Origin of the sequence: Actinacidiphila alni, from assembly GCF_900112845.1 — a bacterium.
In the GTDB taxonomy this organism is placed as follows: Bacteria; Actinomycetota; Actinomycetes; order Streptomycetales; family Streptomycetaceae; genus Actinacidiphila; species Actinacidiphila alni.
The window spans coordinates 111,163-126,648 of record NZ_FONG01000009.1; the positions used below are offsets into that span (position 1 = coordinate 111,163).

Annotated in this window: 15 protein-coding genes; 3 read left to right on the forward strand and 12 right to left on the reverse strand. The window is 71.5% G+C overall.

The genetic code is table 11. The features are described 5' to 3' along the window. Nucleotides 1-8: 8 nt before the first annotated feature. From dapD to BM076_RS17070, 10 genes are all read right to left on the reverse strand, one after another. Nucleotides 9-989 carry a 2,3,4,5-tetrahydropyridine-2,6-dicarboxylate N-succinyltransferase gene (gene dapD / locus BM076_RS17025; protein WP_093714412.1) on the reverse strand — a complete coding sequence of 327 codons (981 nt, stop codon included), beginning with the start codon at nt 987-989 and terminating at the stop codon, nt 9-11. A gap of 358 nt (nt 990-1,347) precedes the next feature. Then, nucleotides 1,348-3,114, reverse strand: a complete 1,767-nt coding sequence (locus BM076_RS17030; RefSeq protein WP_093714413.1) for a DUF2264 domain-containing protein — start codon at nt 3,112-3,114, stop codon at nt 1,348-1,350. A 153-nt stretch (nt 3,115-3,267) separates the two neighbouring features. Beyond that, a complete protein-coding gene (locus tag BM076_RS17035; RefSeq protein ID WP_093714414.1) occupies nt 3,268-3,609 on the reverse strand; it encodes a metal-sulfur cluster assembly factor in 342 nt (113 codons plus the stop codon). Next, complete coding sequence (sufU, locus tag BM076_RS17040) at nt 3,606-4,088, reverse strand: Fe-S cluster assembly sulfur transfer protein SufU (protein WP_093714415.1); 483 nt, start codon at nt 4,086-4,088, stop codon at nt 3,606-3,608. The genes BM076_RS17035 and sufU overlap by 4 nt, the downstream gene beginning before the upstream one ends. A gap of 13 nt (nt 4,089-4,101) precedes the next feature. Continuing rightward, nucleotides 4,102-5,352: a cysteine desulfurase gene (locus BM076_RS17045; protein ID WP_407640671.1), complete on the reverse strand. Its 1,251-nt coding sequence runs from the start codon at nt 5,350-5,352 to the stop codon at nt 4,102-4,104. A gap of 23 nt (nt 5,353-5,375) precedes the next feature. Continuing rightward, nucleotides 5,376-6,140 carry a Fe-S cluster assembly ATPase SufC gene (gene sufC, locus BM076_RS17050; protein WP_093714417.1) on the reverse strand — a complete coding sequence of 255 codons (765 nt, stop codon included), beginning with the start codon at nt 6,138-6,140 and terminating at the stop codon, nt 5,376-5,378. Between the two features lie 7 nt (nt 6,141-6,147). Then, entirely contained in the window at nt 6,148-6,465 is a 318-nt protein-coding gene (locus BM076_RS17055) for a non-heme iron oxygenase ferredoxin subunit (RefSeq protein ID WP_093714418.1), read from the reverse strand. Beyond that, the gene (gene sufD, locus BM076_RS17060; RefSeq protein ID WP_093714419.1) at nt 6,465-7,631 is read right to left on the reverse strand and encodes a Fe-S cluster assembly protein SufD; all 1,167 of its coding nucleotides are present in this window, start codon (nt 7,629-7,631) and stop codon (nt 6,465-6,467) included. Before sufD ends, BM076_RS17055 begins: the two co-directional genes overlap by 1 nt. Before the next feature lie 111 nt (nt 7,632-7,742). Continuing rightward, nucleotides 7,743-9,164 carry a Fe-S cluster assembly protein SufB gene (sufB, locus tag BM076_RS17065; RefSeq protein ID WP_093714420.1) on the reverse strand — a complete coding sequence of 474 codons (1,422 nt, stop codon included), beginning with the start codon at nt 9,162-9,164 and terminating at the stop codon, nt 7,743-7,745. After that, on the reverse strand, nt 9,161-9,988 hold the full coding sequence (locus tag BM076_RS17070) for a helix-turn-helix transcriptional regulator (RefSeq protein ID WP_245796111.1): 828 nt from the start codon (nt 9,986-9,988) through the stop codon (nt 9,161-9,163). Before BM076_RS17070 ends, sufB begins: the two co-directional genes overlap by 4 nt. A gap of 156 nt (nt 9,989-10,144) precedes the next feature. Here BM076_RS17070 and BM076_RS17075 point away from each other — a divergent pair, with 156 nt between their 5' ends. Then, nucleotides 10,145-11,071 (forward strand): ABC transporter ATP-binding protein, encoded by a 927-nt coding sequence (locus BM076_RS17075; RefSeq protein ID WP_093714422.1) that lies wholly within the window; start codon nt 10,145-10,147, stop codon nt 11,069-11,071. Next, nucleotides 11,068-11,853, forward strand: coding sequence for an ABC transporter permease (locus BM076_RS17080; protein ID WP_245796112.1), 786 nt, complete (start codon nt 11,068-11,070; stop codon nt 11,851-11,853). The genes BM076_RS17075 and BM076_RS17080 overlap by 4 nt, the downstream gene beginning before the upstream one ends. Nucleotides 11,854-11,877: 24 nt before the next feature. On the opposite strand, the gene BM076_RS17085 is transcribed toward BM076_RS17080, so the two are convergent. Further along, the gene (locus BM076_RS17085) at nt 11,878-13,179 is read right to left on the reverse strand and encodes a glycosyl hydrolase family 28-related protein (protein WP_093714423.1); all 1,302 of its coding nucleotides are present in this window, start codon (nt 13,177-13,179) and stop codon (nt 11,878-11,880) included. Between the two features lie 156 nt (nt 13,180-13,335). Between BM076_RS17085 and BM076_RS17090 the strand changes: the two genes are divergently transcribed. Further along, complete coding sequence (locus BM076_RS17090; RefSeq protein WP_245796113.1) at nt 13,336-14,328, forward strand: COX15/CtaA family protein; 993 nt, start codon at nt 13,336-13,338, stop codon at nt 14,326-14,328. 31 nt (nt 14,329-14,359) lie between these two features. Here BM076_RS17090 and BM076_RS17095 read toward each other — a convergent pair whose 3' ends face one another. Further along, a complete protein-coding gene (locus tag BM076_RS17095) occupies nt 14,360-15,457 on the reverse strand; it encodes an amidohydrolase (protein ID WP_093714424.1) in 1,098 nt (365 codons plus the stop codon). Between the last annotated feature and the right edge of the window lie 29 nt (nt 15,458-15,486).

Sequence of the window (15,486 nt, forward strand, 5' to 3'; positions counted from 1 at the left end):
ACGGTGTGTCAGTTATGGCTGTGCAGGGCCGCGTTGAGGCCGCCCCAGGAGCCGGTGCGCTGGAGCACCTCGACCTTGCCGGTGGTCGAATTGCGGCGGAAGAGGAGATTGTTGGCGCCGGAGAGTTCCAGGGCCTTGACGATCGTGCCGTCCGGGAGCGTGACGCGGGTGCCCGCGGTGACGTACAGGCCGGCCTCCACGACGCAGTCGTCGCCGAGCGCGATGCCCAGGCCCGACTCGGCGCCGAGCAGGCAGCGCTCGCCCAGCGACACGCGCTGGGTGCCGCCGCCGGACAGGGTGCCCATGATGGACGCGCCGCCGCCGATGTCGGAGCCGTCACCGACGACGACGCCCTGCGAGATGCGGCCCTCGACCATCGAGGTGCCGAGCGTGCCCGCGTTGAAGTTGCAGAAGCCCTCGTGCATCACGGTGGTGCCGGACGCCAGGTGCGCGCCGAGGCGGACCCGGTCGGCGTCGGCGATGCGTACGCCGGACGGGGCGACGTAATCGGTCATCCGCGGGAATTTGTCCACGCCGTACACCGACAGGTGCAGGCCCTCGGCGCGGGCCGCGAGCCGCACGGCCTCGATGCCGGCCACCGGCACCGGGCCGATCGACGTCCACGCGACGTTCGCCAGCAGACCGAACAGCCCTTCCAGATTCGGCTCGTTGGGCCGGACCAGGCGGTGGCTCAGCAGGTGCAGCCGCAGATACGCGTCGTGCGCGTCGAGCGGCTTGTCGTCGGTCGACGCGATGACGGTCCTGACCGCGACCACCTCCACGCCGCGGCGCGGGTCCGCGCCCAGCGCCTTGGGCGCCGCCGCGCCCAGCAGTTCCGCCGCGCGCTCGGCGGACAGCCGCTCGGTGCCCGCGGGGCCCGGCTCGGCGGTCAGCTCGGGTGCGGGGTACCAGGTGTCCAGGACGGTGCCGTCGGCGGCGACGGTGGCGAGGCCGACGCCGGTGGCGCCGGTGGCACGTGACTCATTCATAGCCCCGACGCTAACCCTTTCCGCCCCGCCGCACGCAATCGGCCCGCCCTCCGAGACGCTTCTCCTCCGGAGCGCGGTGCCCCTCCGGGGGTGGGTGCCTGATGTCTCCTGCGAAGTGCGGGAGTCATGTTTTTAGGGGCGCTGGGGGCACCTCCCAGCGGTAGCTGGGGGAGGAACTGCGCGCTCAGCCCACGCCGGGCCGCAGGCAAAAAACCGCCCCCAGCGGGGCAGACGCTGTTTGTTCTGCGACCACCGGGCCGGCGGGGGCGGGCCGCGCAGTTCCCCGCGCCCCTAAAGGGGCAAGTGGACGCGGCCCTGGCGGCGGTACGCGAGGCCGCCGGGGCCTGAACACCCCGGTTCAGTAACGGCGTTCGGGAGCCTCGCCGTCCCACGCGGCGGCCTGTCCCGGACCCGCGCCGAGCACCGCGCAGCGCAACCAGTGCTCCCCCGGCTCCAGTTGCGTCACCAGCGTGGGCAGCGCGGTGCGCCGGGCCAGCACATTGGTGCCGGACAGCGGCTCGACGACGCGCCCCTCGCGGGCGCCGTCCAGATCGCGCAGCCCGCTCAGCTCCCCCGCCTCGTTGACGACGACCGCGCCGCCGTCCACCTCCTGACGGAGCGTCAGTCCGGCGTCGCGGTCGACGGCGAAGCCGCCCTCCGCGGTGTGCAGCGCCCGGCCGGTGCGGATGCGATGGGTCCGCAGGTGCCAGGGCGCGGCGGCGGTCAGCCAGGTGGTGATCTCCACGTCAGGCCAGGGCCGCCAAGTGCTGCGTACGGTGTTGCCGTCCTCGACCGCCGGGTCGTCCTGGTCCTCACGGATCCGGAAATGGCGCGGCGCGTCGCCCGCGTCGTCGCTGACCGCGAGCACCGAGTCGTACGCCGCGGGCTCCGGCCCGAGGCCGTCCACCGGCACACTGAAGCCGAAGCGGGTGGAGTAGGCGAATTTGGCGTATTTGGCGGAGCCGCCGCGCGCCCAGTGGTTGTACTGTCGGCCGCTGAGCAGCGTCGCGTCGCCGCCCGACCGCAGCAGCACCGCGCCCGCGTCGGGCTGGGCGAGCGCGTCCGGCAGGTCGGCGGCGGGCTCCTCCGGCACCGTCCAGAAGGCGTGGTCGGCGGGCAGCGCGAGCGGCAGGAAAGCCTTCGCCGCCCAGTACGGCGAGCCGGGGCTGTTGTACTGCTCGGCGAGCGCGGGCTGCGGATAGCCGTAGCCGATGGACAGCAGCCCGCCGGGCGAGGTCAGCGCCGAGCGCTCCCGCCACCACCGCAGGTGCCGCAGCAGCAGCCCCTTGGCCTCGCCGTACGGTACGGCGTCCACGCCCGCGTACGGCAGCGCGCCCCAGAAGGAGCCCTGCGCGAAACGGTAGGTGAGGCTGCGGCCGAAGGGGACGGCCGCGCCGTCGGCGGCGAACCAGTGCCGGAAGCCGGGCGCGAAGTCGGCGGCGCGCTGCCGGAAGCGGGCGGCGCGCGCGGGGTCGCCGTCCCCCGCGAGGGCCGCGTAGATCAGGCCGTAGAAGTGCATGGCCCAGGGGATGTAGTAGTCGCGCTGCGCGGTGTCGCCGTCGGCGTACCAGCCGCCGTTGAGGGCATAGCCCTCCAGCCGGTCCAGGCGGGCGTGCCGGGCGTCCCGGTCGTGGCCGTACCCGACCCGGTCCAGGCCGAGGCTGACCATCACCGGGAAGAAGTTCCAGTTGTTCTCCGGCGTCCGGACGTGCAGATAGCTCGCCAGCCATGCGCCGACCCGGTCGCGCTCCTTGCCGGTCAGCGGGTCCCAGAGCCTGTCGGGCGCGAGGGCGAGGGCGAAGCCGATGGCGGCGGTCTCGACGGTCCGCTGATCGATCCCGTCGGCCGTGCCCCAGTACTCGGGATGCCCCGGATCGGTCCCCGCGGCCAGCCCTCGGGCCCACAGGTCCCAGTGCCCGAAGTCACCCCCACCCGCCGCGAGCGGCGCCAGCCCCCACAGCGGCCGCGCATACCCCTCCAGATCCGCGGCCGTGTCCGGATAGTGCGCGACACTCACCCCGGGCCGTATCCGCGCCCCACCAGGACTGGCACACCCCACCAGCGGCTCCACCAACTCCCGCACATACGCCTGCAATTCCCCCCGCGCATCCCCACCGCCCGCCATCGACCCCACCCTCCCTGATGATGTTGCGAAAATTCTCGCAACATCCCCGGGAGGCCGTCAACGGCTCTCACGACGCGACCCCGGTGCACGGGGTTCCGTGCGCCGGGGTCGGGGCGGGGCGTTGCTCAGGCGTTCGGCCTCGGACGTCGTGCCTCAGACGTTGAAGCCCAGCGCGCGGAGCTGTTCGCGGCCGTCGTCGGTGATTTTGTCCGGGCCCCACGGGGGCATCCAGACCCAGTTGATCTTGAGGTCCTTGACGATGCCCTCGGTGGCGGACTGGGCCTGTTCCTCGATGACGTCGGTGAGGGGGCAGGCGGCCGAGGTGAGGGTCATGTCGAGGGTGGCGACATTGGTGTCGTCCACGTGGATGCCGTAGATGAGGCCGAGGTTGACGACGTCGATGCCCAACTCGGGGTCGACGACGTCGTAGAGGGCCTCGCGGATCTCCTCCTCGGAGGCCGGCGTGGTGCTCAGGCCGTTGGGTACGGGGCTCATGCGGTCTTCCCTCCGGAAGCGTCGGCGGACCCGGAAGGCTCCGACAGCGCCTGCGCCGTCGCGTCCTTCCACGCCATCCAGCTCAGCAGGGCGCACTTGACGCGCGCCGGGTACTTCGAGACACCGGCGAACGCGACCGCGTCCTCCAGCACCTCCTCCATCGCGTCGTCCGGCTCGATCCGGCCCTTGGACTGCATCAGCTCCAGGAAGGTCTCCTGGATCTTCTGCGCCTCGGCGAGGTCCTTGCCGACCAGCAGGTCGTTCAGCACCGAGGCGCTGGCCTGGCTGATCGAGCAGCCCTGGCCCTCGTAGCTGACGTCGCCGATGACACTGCCGTCCATCCGCACCCGCAGGGTGATCTCGTCACCGCAGGTCGGATTGACGTGGTGCACCTCCGCCTGGCCGTCCCGAAGGCCGCGCCCGTGCGGGTGCTTGTAGTGGTCCAGGATCACTTCCTGGTACATCGAGTCCAGCTTCACAACCGCACCGCCATCAGCCGAAGAAGTTCCGTACCTGTTCCAGTCCCTCGACCAGGGCGTCGACCTCGGCCGGGGTGGAGTACAGATAGAACGACGCCCGCGTGGTCGCAGGAATTCCGTACCGCAGGCAGACCGGGCGCGCGCAGTGGTGGCCGACGCGTACGGCGATGCCCTGTTCGTCGAGCACCTGGCCGACGTCGTGCGGGTGGATGTCGCCGAGCGTGAAGGAGATCGCGGCGCCGCGGTCCTCGGCCGTGGTGGGGCCGATGATCCGCAGCGAGGGCACCTCCAGCAGCCGGCCCACCGCGTACTCGGTGAGCGCGTGCTCGTGCGCGGCGATCCTGTCCATGCCGATCGCGCTCAGGTAGTCCACCGCCGCGCCGAGGCCGACGGCCTGGGCGATCGGCGGCGTACCGGCCTCGAACTTGTGCGGCGCGGGCGCGTACGTGGAGGAGTGCATCGAGACGGTCTCGATCATCTCGCCGCCGCCGAGGAAGGGCGGCAGGTCCTCCAGCAGCTCCTGGCGGCCCCACAGCACACCGATGCCGGTCGGGCCGAGCATCTTGTGGCCGGTGAAGGCCACGAAGTCCGCGCCGAGCGCCTGCACGTCGAGCACCATGTGCGGCGCGGCCTGCGAGGCGTCGATCAGCACCAGCGCGCCGACGTCCTGGGCGCGGCGCACGATCGCCTCGACCGGGTTGACGGTGCCCAGGATGTTGGAGACCAGCACGAAGGAGACGATCTTCGTCTTCTCGGTGATGATCTGCTCGATGTCCGACAGGTCGAGCCGGCCGTCGTCGGTCAGGCCGAACCACTTCAGCTTCGCGCCGGTGCGCTGCGAGAGCAGCTGCCACGGCACGATGTTGGAGTGGTGCTCCATTTCCGTGATGACGATCTCGGTGTCGCTGTCGACCCGGTACGGCTCGTCCGCCCAGCCGAGCATGTTGGCGACGAGATTCAGCGACTCCGACGCGTTCTTGGTGAAGATCACCTCGTCGCGGCTGGGCGCGTTGATGAAGGCGGCCACCTTGTCGCGCGCGCCCTCGTACAGCGCCGTGGCCTCCTCGGCGAGCACGTGCACACCGCGGTGGACGTTGGCGTTGTGCCGCTCGTAGTACTCGTTCAGCGTGTCGAGTACCTGGCGCGGCTTCTGCGAGGTCGCCGCGTTGTCCAGGTAGACGAGCTTCTTCCCGTCGTGGACCAGACGGTCCAGCACGGGGAAGTCCTTGCGGATCGCCTCGGTGTCGAGGAGTCCGGCAGGCACGCGGCCCGCGGACGAGGTCGATGTCACGCCGCAGCGCCACCCTTCACGTAGGACTCGTAGCCCTCTTCCTCCAGCTTGTCCGCCAGCTCGGCGCCGCCGGACTCGGCGATCCGGCCCTGCGCGAAGACATGCACGAAGTCGGGCTTGATGTAGCGCAGGATGCGCGTGTAGTGCGTGATCAGCAGGGTGCCGACCTCGCCGCTCTCGCGGACCCGGTTGACGCCCTCGGAGACGATCCGCAGCGCGTCCACGTCGAGGCCGGAGTCGGTCTCGTCGAGGATGGCGACCTTGGGCTTGAGCAGTTCGAGCTGGAGGATCTCGTGCCGCTTCTTCTCACCGCCGGAGAAGCCCTCGTTGACGTTGCGCTCGGCGAAGGAGGGGTCCATCTGGAGCCGCTCCATCGTCTCCCGGACCTCCTTGACCCAGGTGCGCAGCTTGGGCGCCTCGCCGCGGATCGCGGTCGCGGAGGTGCGCAGGAAGTTGGAGACGGAGACGCCGGGGACCTCGACCGGGTACTGCATGGCGAGGAAGAGGCCGGCGCGGGCCCGCTCGTCGACGGTCATCGCGAGCACGTCCTCGCCGTCGAGGGTGACGGTGCCGCCGGTGATCGTGTACTTGGGGTGGCCGGCCAGCGAGTACGCGAGGGTGGACTTGCCGGAGCCGTTGGGGCCCATGATGGCGTGGGTCTCGCCCTGCTTCACGGTCAGGTCGACTCCGCGCAGGATCTCGCGCGGACCGTTCTCGGCGTCGACGGTGACGTGCAGGTCGGTGATTTCAAGCGTTGCCATGGGTGCCTCAGGACTCCTGGGTGACGGAGACGAGCACGTCGTCCCCAACGATCTTTACGGGGTAAACGGGGACCGGCCGCGTGGCCGGCAGCCCGGACGGCTTGCCGGTGCGCAGGTCGAAGCTGGAGCCGTGCAGCCAGCACTCGATCTGGCAGTCCTCGACCTCGCCCTCGGAGAGCGAGACGTTGGCGTGCGAGCAGATGTCGTTGATCGCGAACACCTCGCCCGCAGTGCGGACCACCGACACCGGGACGCCGTCCAGCTCGACCCGGTGCGGAGTGTCCTCCTCCAGGTCGCTGGTGGCGCAGGCACGGACGAAGGACATCAGACCGACGCCTCCAGTTCGGCGTCGATCGTCGCCATCAGCCGCTCCTCCAGATCGGCGAGGCCGATCTGCTGGACCAGCTCGCCGAAGAAGCCGCGCACCACCAGGCGGCGGGCCTCATCGGCGCGGATGCCGCGGGACTGGAGGTAGAACAGCTGCTCGTCGTCGAAGCGGCCGGTCGCGGAGGCGTGTCCGGCGCCCACGATCTCGCCGGTCTCGATCTCCAGGTTGGGCACCGAGTCGACGCGGGCGCCGTCGGTAAGCACCAGGTTGCGGTTGAGCTCGTAGGTGTCGGTGCCCTCGGCAGCGGCGCGGATCAGCACGTCGCCGATCCACACCGCGTGCGCGTCCTGGCCCTGGAGCGCGCCCTTGTACGTGACGTTGCTCCGGCAGTGCGGGGTGTCGTGGTCGATGAAGAGCCGGTGCTCCTGGTGCTGGCCCTCGTCGGTGAAGTACAGGCCGTACAGCTCGGCCTCGCCGCCGGGCGCGCCGTAGATCACCCGCGGGTGCAGCCGGACGAGGTCGCCGCCGAAGGTGACGACCACCGACTTGAAGGTGGCGTCCCGGCCGACCAGCGCGGTGTGCTGAGCGACGTGCACCGCGGTGTCGGCCCAGTCCTGCACGGAGACGACGGTGAGCTTGGCACTGTCGCCGACCAGGAACTCCACATTGGCGGCGAGGGTGCCGTCGCCGGTGTGGTCGATGACGACCACGGCCTCGGCGAAGGCGCCCAGCTCGATCACCTGGTGGCCGTAGGCGGTGCCGCCGTCGCCGTGCACGGAGATCCGTACGGGCTCGGTGAGCACGGTCTCCTTGGGGACCGAGATCACCGAGGCCTTCTCGAAGGCGCTGAACGCCTGCGCGGCGACCCGGTCGGCGGGCTTGCCCGCCTTGCCGACGCGGGCGTCGGTGCGGTCCACGGTCTCCACGGTGACGCCCTCGGGCGCGGTCACCTCGACCCGCAGGCCGCCGGTGGCCTCGGCGGTGCCGTCGTGCAGGCCGCGCAGCCGCTCCAGCGGAGTGAAACGCCACTCCTCCTCGCGGCCGTGCGGCACCGGGAAGTCGGCCACGTCGTAGGACGGGGCCGCGCTGACCCGGGCGTCGGTGGGATGGCCCACCGTGATGGCACCGTCCGTGGTGCTGCCCGCAGGAGTGTTGTCAGCCATGGTGTGTCGTACTGCTCTCTTTCGGAACGAACGTCTTGAGCGGACCGCTTGGGTGGGCCGCTTGAGCGGACCGCTTCGGTGGACCGCTTCGGTGGACCGAGGGTGCGGCGGTCAGCCGACCGCGCCTTCCATCTGCAGCTCGATCAGCCGGTTCAGCTCCAGGGCGTACTCCATCGGGAGCTCCTTGGCGATCGGCTCGACGAAGCCGCGCACGATCATCGCCATGGCCTCGAACTCGGTCATGCCGCGGCTCATCAGGTAGAAGAGCTGGTCGTCGGAGACCTTGGAGACGGTTGCCTCGTGGCCCATGGACACGTCGTCCTCGCGGACGTCCACGTACGGGTAGGTGTCCGAGCGCGAGACGGTGTCGATGAGCAGCGCGTCGCACAGCACGTTGGACTTCGCGCCCGCCGCGCCCTCGCCGATCTCGATCAGACCGCGGTAGGACGTACGGCCGCCGCCGCGGGCCACCGACTTGGAGACGATGTTGGACGACGTGTTCGGCGCCATGTGCACCATCTTCGCGCCGGCGTCCTGGTGCTGGCCCTCGCCCGCGAAGGCGATGGACAGCGTCTCGCCCTTGGCGTGCTCGCCCATCAGGTAGACGGCCGGGTACTTCATGGTCACCTTGGAGCCGATGTTGCCGTCGACCCACTCCATCGTGGCGCCCTCGTAGGCGACCGCGCGCTTGGTGACCAGGTTGTACACGTTGTTCGACCAGTTCTGGATGGTCGTGTAACGGCAGCGGGCGCCCTTCTTGACGATGATCTCGACGACCGCGGAGTGCAGCGAGTCCGACTTGTAGATCGGCGCGGTGCAGCCCTCGACGTAGTGGACGTACGCGTCCTCGTCGACGATGATCAGCGTCCGCTCGAACTGGCCCATGTTCTCGGTGTTGATCCGGAAGTAGGCCTGGAGCGGGATCTCCACGTGCACGCCCTTCGGCACGTAGATGAAGGAGCCGCCGGACCACACCGCGGTGTTCAGCGAGGCGAACTTGTTGTCGCCGGCCGGGATGACGGTGCCGAAGTACTCCTGGAACAGCTCGGGGTGCTCCTTGAGGGCGGTGTCGGTGTCGAGGAAGATGACGCCCTGCTCCTCCAGGTCCTCACGGATCTGGTGGTAGACGACCTCCGACTCGTACTGCGCGGCGACACCGGCGACCAGGCGCTGCTTCTCCGCCTCGGGGATGCCCAGCTTGTCGTAGGTGTTCTTGATGTCCTCGGGCAGGTCCTCCCAGGACTCCGCCTGCTTCTCCGTGGACCGCACGAAGTACTTGATGTTGTCGAAGTCGATGCCGGTGAGGTCGGAGCCCCAGGTCGGCATGGGCTTCTTGCCGAAGAGCTTGAGGCCCTTCAGCCGCATCTTCAGCATCCACTCGGGCTCGGACTTCTTCTGCGAGATGTCGCGGACGACGGCCTCGGACAGGCCGCGCTTGGCCGCGGCGCCCGCCACGTCCGAGTCGGCCCAGCCGTACTCGTACGTGCCGAGTCCTTCGAGCTCCGGGTGAGTGGTCTCCGTGGGAGCAGTCATGCGGGGTTCCTCCCGGACGTGCTGGCAGATGCTGGTGCGATTGCTGAAGCTGATGGGTCGTGCGGTGAAACCCGCGCGGCGTCCCCGGGTATTTCCGGATCCGCCGCCGCGGTGGTGCTCGCGTGGTCGGCGCGCGGGATGAACGTGGTGCACACCCCGTCGCCGTGGGCGATGGTGGCCAGCCGCTGGACATGCGTCCCGAGCAGGCGGGAGAAGACCTCGGCCTCCGCCTCGCACAGCTGCGGGAACTGCTCGGCGGTGTGGGCCACCGGGCAGTGGTGCTGGCAGAGCTGCTCCCCGGCAGGGCCGGGGGCGCTGCGCGCCGTAGCAGCGTACCCGTCCGCGGACAGGGCCTGGGCCAGGGCGCGGGCCCGGTCACCGGGGGCCGCGGCCTCCACGATGGGCCGGTACCGCTCGGCCTGGTCGGCGACCCGGGCGCGGGCGAATTCCGAGACCGCGGCCTGGCCGCTCTCGCCGCCGCCCGCGGACCTGGCGATCCAGTGCAGGGCGTCGGCGGCGAGCTGGTCGTACGCCTGGTCGAAGGCGTCCCGGCCGCAGTCGGTCAGCGCGAAGACCTTGGCGGGCCTGCCACGGCCGCGGTGGCCGTAGACCCGCTGGTCGCGGGGCTCGACCACATTGTCCGCGTGCAGCGCGTCGAGGTGCCGGCGGACGGCGGCCTGTGTGAGACCGAGCCGCTCGGCGAGGTCCGCGGCGGTGGAGGGGCCGTGGTCCAGGATGGACCGGGCGACCCGGTTGCGGGTGCGCCGCTCCCCGGTCGTCTGCTCCTCCGCCGCCCCCTGGGCAGCACCACGTCCGTATTCCACAACACCATTGTTGCGTAATTCCTCAGGCCCGAGCAAGCCGCCCGGGTGGCGATCGTGGTGTACTGCGTCACTTAGGGTTACCTAAGTGACGCCTCCGGGCGGGGCCCCCGCGGACCTGCCGCACGGGCGGTCCGCCGCGCTCCCTAGACTCGCAGCATGCGAAACGAGCCCGCGGTCGAGGTGACCGGTCTGGTCAAGCGGTACGGGACCAGGACCGCGGTGGACGGCCTCGATCTGTCCGTGGCCCGCGGCGGGCTGACCGCCGTGCTCGGGCCGAACGGCGCGGGCAAGACGACCACGGTCGAGGTCTGCGAGGGCTACCGGCGGCCGGATGGTGGCTCCGTACGGGTGCTGGGCCTTGACCCGGTGACCGACGGCGCCCGGCTGCGGCCCAGGATCGGCGTGATGCTGCAGTCCGGCGGCGTCTACCCGGGCGCGCGCGCCGAGGAGATGCTGCGGCACACCGCGACGCTGCACGCGAACCCGGTCGACCCGGACCTGCTGATCGAACGGCTCGGCCTGGAGTCCTGCGGCCGCACCGCCTACCGCCGGCTCTCCGGCGGCCAGCAGCAGCGCCTCGCGCTCGCGATGGCCGTGGTCGGCCGCCCCGAACTGGTCTTCCTCGACGAGCCCACCGCGGGCCTGGACCCGCAGGCCCGGCACGCGACCTGGGACCTCGTACGGGAGCTGCGCGCGGACGGCGTCACCGTCGTGCTCACCACCCACTTCATGGACGAGGCCGAGCAGCTCGCGGACCAGGTGGTGATCATCGACGGCGGCCGGGCCATCGCCCGCGGCACCCCGGACGAGCTGTGCCGGGGCGGCGCCGAGAACACCCTGCGCTTTTCCGGCCGCCCGGGCCTGGACCTGGTCTCGCTGCTCAACGCGCTGCCCGCCGACACCGCCGCCGCCGAGCTGACGCCCGGCAATTACCGCATCGAGGGCAAGGTCGACCCGCAACTGCTGGCCACCGTCACCTCCTGGTGCGCCCAGCACGGCGTGCTCCCCGACCGCCTCTCGGTGGAGCGCCGCACCCTGGAGGACGTCTTCTTGGAGCTGACCGGCAAGGAGCTGCGCGCATGAGTGCCGAGATGAGTGCCGCGACCGGCGTCTTCGCGCCCGCGCCCGGCGCCGCGCCGACGGTGCGGATGATCCGGGCGCAGGCGCTGCTGGAGACCCGGATGCTGCTGCGCAACGGCGAGCAGCTGCTGCTCACCGTGGTGATCCCGGCGCTGCTGCTGGTGCTGTTCAGCGCCGTCGACATCGTGGACACCGGCGCGGGCAAGTCGGTGGACTTCCTGGCCCCCGGCATCCTCGCGCTCGCCGTGCTGTCCACCGCCTTCACCGGGCAGGCCATCGCGACCGGCTTCGAGCGCCGCTACGGCGTGCTCAAGCGGCTGGGCGCCTCGCCGCTGCCGCGCTGGGCGCTGATGACGGCGAAGACCTGCTCGGTGCTGGTCACCGAGCTGCTCCAGATCGCCCTGCTGGTGGTGATCGCCTTCGCGCTGGGCTGGTCGCCGCACGGCGATCCGCTCGCCGTGGTACTGCTGCTCCTGCTCGGCACCGCCGCCTTCTCCGGGCTCGGACTGCTGATGGCGGGCACGCTGAAGGCCGAGGCGACGCTGGCCGCGGCGAATCTGGTCTTCATCCTGCTGCTGGTCGCCGGCGGGGTGATCGTGCCGCTGAGCAAATTCTCCGACGGTGTGCAGTCGGTACTGAAGCTGCTGCCGATCTCGGCGCTGTCCGACGGGCTGCGCGACGTGCTCCAGCACGGCGCCGGGATGCCGTGGGGCGACCTCGGCATCCTCGCCGTGTGGGCGGTCGTCGGCCTGGCCGCCGCGGCCCGCTTCTTCCGCTGGGAGTAGCCCCGGGAGCGGCCGGAGCCGCGATCAGGCCCCGCCGGCCGGAATGCAGTCGGTGAACCGGACGAAGTCCCGCCCCCGCCCCGCGTCCAGCGCCAGGAAGGACGCCGGGGCGTGCGAGCCGAAGCGGCACATGTCGTAGCGCACGCACACCGGCGGCGCCGCGTCGGCGGCCGTACGGAACTGGTGCGCGCCGACCAGCTGGCAGGAGTCGTAGCGCACCAGCGGGCCGTTGGCGCCGATCGTGTAGCGGTGGGCGCGCAGGTCGTCGGAGAAGTCCTTGAAGGCGTGCGCGGTGTCGTCGCAGTCGTTGAAGTGCACGGTGCCGCGGTTCCAGGCGCAGTCGATCACGACCACCGAGGGGTCGCGCAGTTCGAAGCGGATGTCCTCGGCGTGGAAGCGCTGGGCGCCGTCGAAGTGCGAGGCGCGCGGGAAGCGGAAGAAGGCGCTCTCGAAGCCGTAGTCGGGGTGCGGGGTGGGGCGGCGCCCGGTGATGATGTAGCTGCCCGCGCGGCAGGTCACCGAGCCGCCGTACGGGAACTCCAGGAAATTGCCCCACTCGTAGGTGACGTTCATGTCGGTGAACCAGTAGTTGAGGAACTGGTCCTGCTGCTCCAGGTTCTTGGAGTTCAGCGACAGCCCGGAGTAGAGGAACGCCTTGCGGTAGGCGCCGCCGACCCGGCACGCCTCCCAGCGCATCTCGGAGTTGGTGTTGCTGCCGTCGAGCGCGAGCCCGTACTCCCACTCCCCCATCCACTCGCAGTCCGAGAAGCGGTAGTTGGCGGCGCCGCCGGTGGAGTACGAGTAGAAGAAGGACGCGCCGGGGGTGGCCGAGGTGAAGCGCAGGCCCTCGAAGGCGATGTTCTGCCAGGTGTCGACATTGCGGCACAGATACGCGTCCTCGGCGTTCGGCGGGTCGAAGACGATGTCGCTGATCCGCAGGCCCGCGCCGCGGAAGCGCAGCCCGTTGACCTGGCGGGTGGGCTTGTTCGCGTCGAGGAAGGCGTGCGGTTTGGTGATCCGGAACACGCCGGGCGGCACGTCGATCACGGTGCGGCCGGTGCCGGCCGCGGCGCGCTGCTCGGCGTAGGCGTACGCGGCGGCGAAGGCGGCGCTGTCGTCGGTGTGGCCGTCACCCTTGGCGCCGAAGTCGGCGACCACGTCCACGTATCCGGGGTGGCCGGCCGCCGAGGCCGGGGTGACGTCGGCGGCCGAGGAGTGCGAGGTGCTGCTGGCGTAGGCGGCGATGCCGGTGCCGGCCAGGGCCGCGGCGGCGCCTCCGTAGAGCAGATGTCTGCGGCCCACGGTGTCACGGTGTTCGCCGGTCATACGGCGCCTCCCGTCGTCGGTCCCCGTGCGTGACCCCCGATGGTAGGGCCGCGACGCCGGGTTCGGGTGCTTTCGTGAAGAGCGGGCGTCGCGCGTGGACACCCTGTGGACACCCCTCGTGAAAGCGTGCACAAGCGCGCCGCCTACCATGGGCGCGTGCCGAAGCTTCTCGAACTCGCGCGAAACCCCCTCGCCGCCATCGCCGACCGGTGGACGCCGTCCCCGGCCACGGTGCGCCGCGCGACCCTGTCCGCCCTGGTCATGTCGGTGGTCATCGTGGTCACCGGCGGCGCGGTGCGGCTGACCGGTTCCGGTCTCGGCTGCCCCACGGCGCCGCGCTGCGTGGGCGACAGCTGGGTGCCCACCTCGGCGATGGGCGTACACGGAGCGATCGAGTTCACCAACCGCATGCTGACGTACGTTCTCTGCGCCGCCGTCGGCTGGGCCATCATCGCGGTGCGGTCGCAGAAACCGTACCGTCGCAGTCTGACCCGGCTCGGCTGGGCGCAGTTCTGGATGGTCGTGGCCAATGCGGTGCTCGGCGCCTTCACCGTGCTGACCGGTCTCAACCCCTACACGGTGTGCGTGCACTTCCTGCTCGCCTTCATCCTCATCACGATCGCCGTGCTGATGTGGCGGCGGACCACCGAGGGCGACGCCCCGCCGAGCCCGCTGGTCGGCAAGCCGGTGCAGCAGCTCGGCTGGCTGCTGACCCTCGCGACGGGGCTGCTGGTCGCGGTGGGCACGGTCGTCACCGGCGCCGGGCCGCACGCGGGCGACTCCAACGATGTGCACCGCATCCCGGTGGACTGGAAGTCGGTGGCGCAGCTGCACGCCGACCTCGCCTGGGTGGTGGTCGCGCTGACCGTCGCGCTGTGGTTCGTGCTGCGCGCGGTGGACGCGCCGGTCGGGCCGCGCGACCGCACCCGTGACCTGTTCCTGGTGCTGATGTCCCAGGGCGTGATCGGGTACGTGCAGTACTTCACCGATCTGCCGGAGGCCGTCGTCGGCCTGCACATGTTCGGCGCGTGCATCGTGTGGATCGCGATGCTGCGGGTGATGCTGGCGATGCGCGAACGGCCGCTCGCCGCGCCCGCCGTGGTGCCGGGGCCGGCGCAGTCCGGTTCAGCGGTGAGCATCGGCGTCTGAGCCGCGCCGCCGCCCCTTTGTCGGAAGCGGTCTAGGGCCTGGTCTCCCTCGTCGGCTCCAGTCGGAAGACCCGGCGGGCGTTGTCCTCGCCGACCAGTGCGGCGACCCTGCGGCCGTCGGCGGCCGACCACTCGCCGCCGTCGACCCGCTCCCCGATCAGCCGGCCGAGCGCGGCACGAAAGCTCCGCACCCCCGTGACGTACAGCTCGGGCAGCGCGGCGGCGCCCGAGGCGTGCAGCACCTTCGCGAAGGGGGCGCGGGCCAGCGCGGCGGCCGGATCGGCGCCGAGCGCGACATGCACCTGCGGGAGTACGGCCGCCAGGTCGGCCGCCGCGCTCTCCTGCCCGGGCCCCGGCAGCAGCACCACATCGGTGCCGAGACCCGTGGTGGCCCGCAGGAACCCCTCGGCGGCGCCCGGCCCGGGACCGGCGGGGCGGTGCCGGAGCGTCAGCGGCAGTCCGGTGGCGACCGCGTTCCACAGCAGGTGGCGCAGGAGTACGGGGTCGGCGGGGCGCTCACCGACCCGCCGCAGCGCGAGCCAGTCGGCGGCGGCGTACCGCACCTGCCCGGCGTCCGGCGGACCGGTGCCGAGCGCCTGGTCGGCGCCCTCGGGGAAGGGGCCGGCGTCGGCGCAGGAGAAGCCGACGGCGCCCTGCGCCGCGCCGTGCACGGCCTCGGCGAGATTGGCCAGGAAACCGTCGACGGTGCCGGAGGTGTCGGCGACCTGCTGGGCCAGCGGTTCGAGGCGGACGATCTCGTATGCCGCCGCGTCGCCCGCCGCGCCCAGTTCCTTGGGCCCGGTGAGGTCGCCGGGCTCGCCGGTGTCGACGAGATAGGCGCTGATGCCGGTGGAGCGCAGCAGCAGCCGGGCCGCCTCGTACGCGCCCAGCTCGCGCCGGCGGGCCAGATAGCGGGCCGGGGAGCAGTGCGGTTCCAGGCCGAGCAGCGGCGGGCACCAGCGGCGCACCGCGAAGCCGGTCGCGCTGTCGAACAGGGTGCTGTGCGGCGCGGCGGTGCCCGGCAGTTGCGCCTCGAACGCGCCGAGGCCGAGGTCGGCGGCGAGCACGCCGTGGCAGGACGCGTCCACCAGGTGCGGCGGGGCAGCGCCCGCGCCCAGGTCGCCGGTCATCCGCCCCGCCCTTCGCCGTCCTGCGCCGT

Excerpts from the sequence above, each read along its gene's own strand:
- dapD (WP_093714412.1), bottom strand. The coding sequence starts at position 989 with ATGAATGAGTCACGTGCCACCGGCGCCACCGGCGTCGGCCTCGCCACC.
- BM076_RS17030 (WP_093714413.1), bottom strand. The coding sequence starts at position 3,114 with ATGGCGGGCGGTGGGGATGCGCGGGGGGAATTGCAGGCGTATGTGCGG.
- BM076_RS17035 (WP_093714414.1), bottom strand. The coding sequence starts at position 3,609 with ATGAGCCCCGTACCCAACGGCCTGAGCACCACGCCGGCCTCCGAGGAG.
- sufC (WP_093714417.1), bottom strand. The coding sequence starts at position 6,140 with ATGGCAACGCTTGAAATCACCGACCTGCACGTCACCGTCGACGCCGAG.
- BM076_RS17055 (WP_093714418.1), bottom strand. The coding sequence starts at position 6,465 with ATGTCCTTCGTCCGTGCCTGCGCCACCAGCGACCTGGAGGAGGACACT.
- sufD (WP_093714419.1), bottom strand. The coding sequence starts at position 7,631 with ATGGCTGACAACACTCCTGCGGGCAGCACCACGGACGGTGCCATCACG.
- sufB (WP_093714420.1), bottom strand. The coding sequence starts at position 9,164 with ATGACTGCTCCCACGGAGACCACTCACCCGGAGCTCGAAGGACTCGGC.
- BM076_RS17075 (WP_093714422.1), top strand. The coding sequence starts at position 10,145 with ATGCGAAACGAGCCCGCGGTCGAGGTGACCGGTCTGGTCAAGCGGTAC.
- BM076_RS17080 (WP_245796112.1), top strand. The coding sequence starts at position 11,068 with ATGAGTGCCGAGATGAGTGCCGCGACCGGCGTCTTCGCGCCCGCGCCC.
- BM076_RS17085 (WP_093714423.1), bottom strand. The coding sequence starts at position 13,179 with ATGACCGGCGAACACCGTGACACCGTGGGCCGCAGACATCTGCTCTAC.
- BM076_RS17095 (WP_093714424.1), bottom strand. The coding sequence starts at position 15,457 with ATGACCGGCGACCTGGGCGCGGGCGCTGCCCCGCCGCACCTGGTGGAC.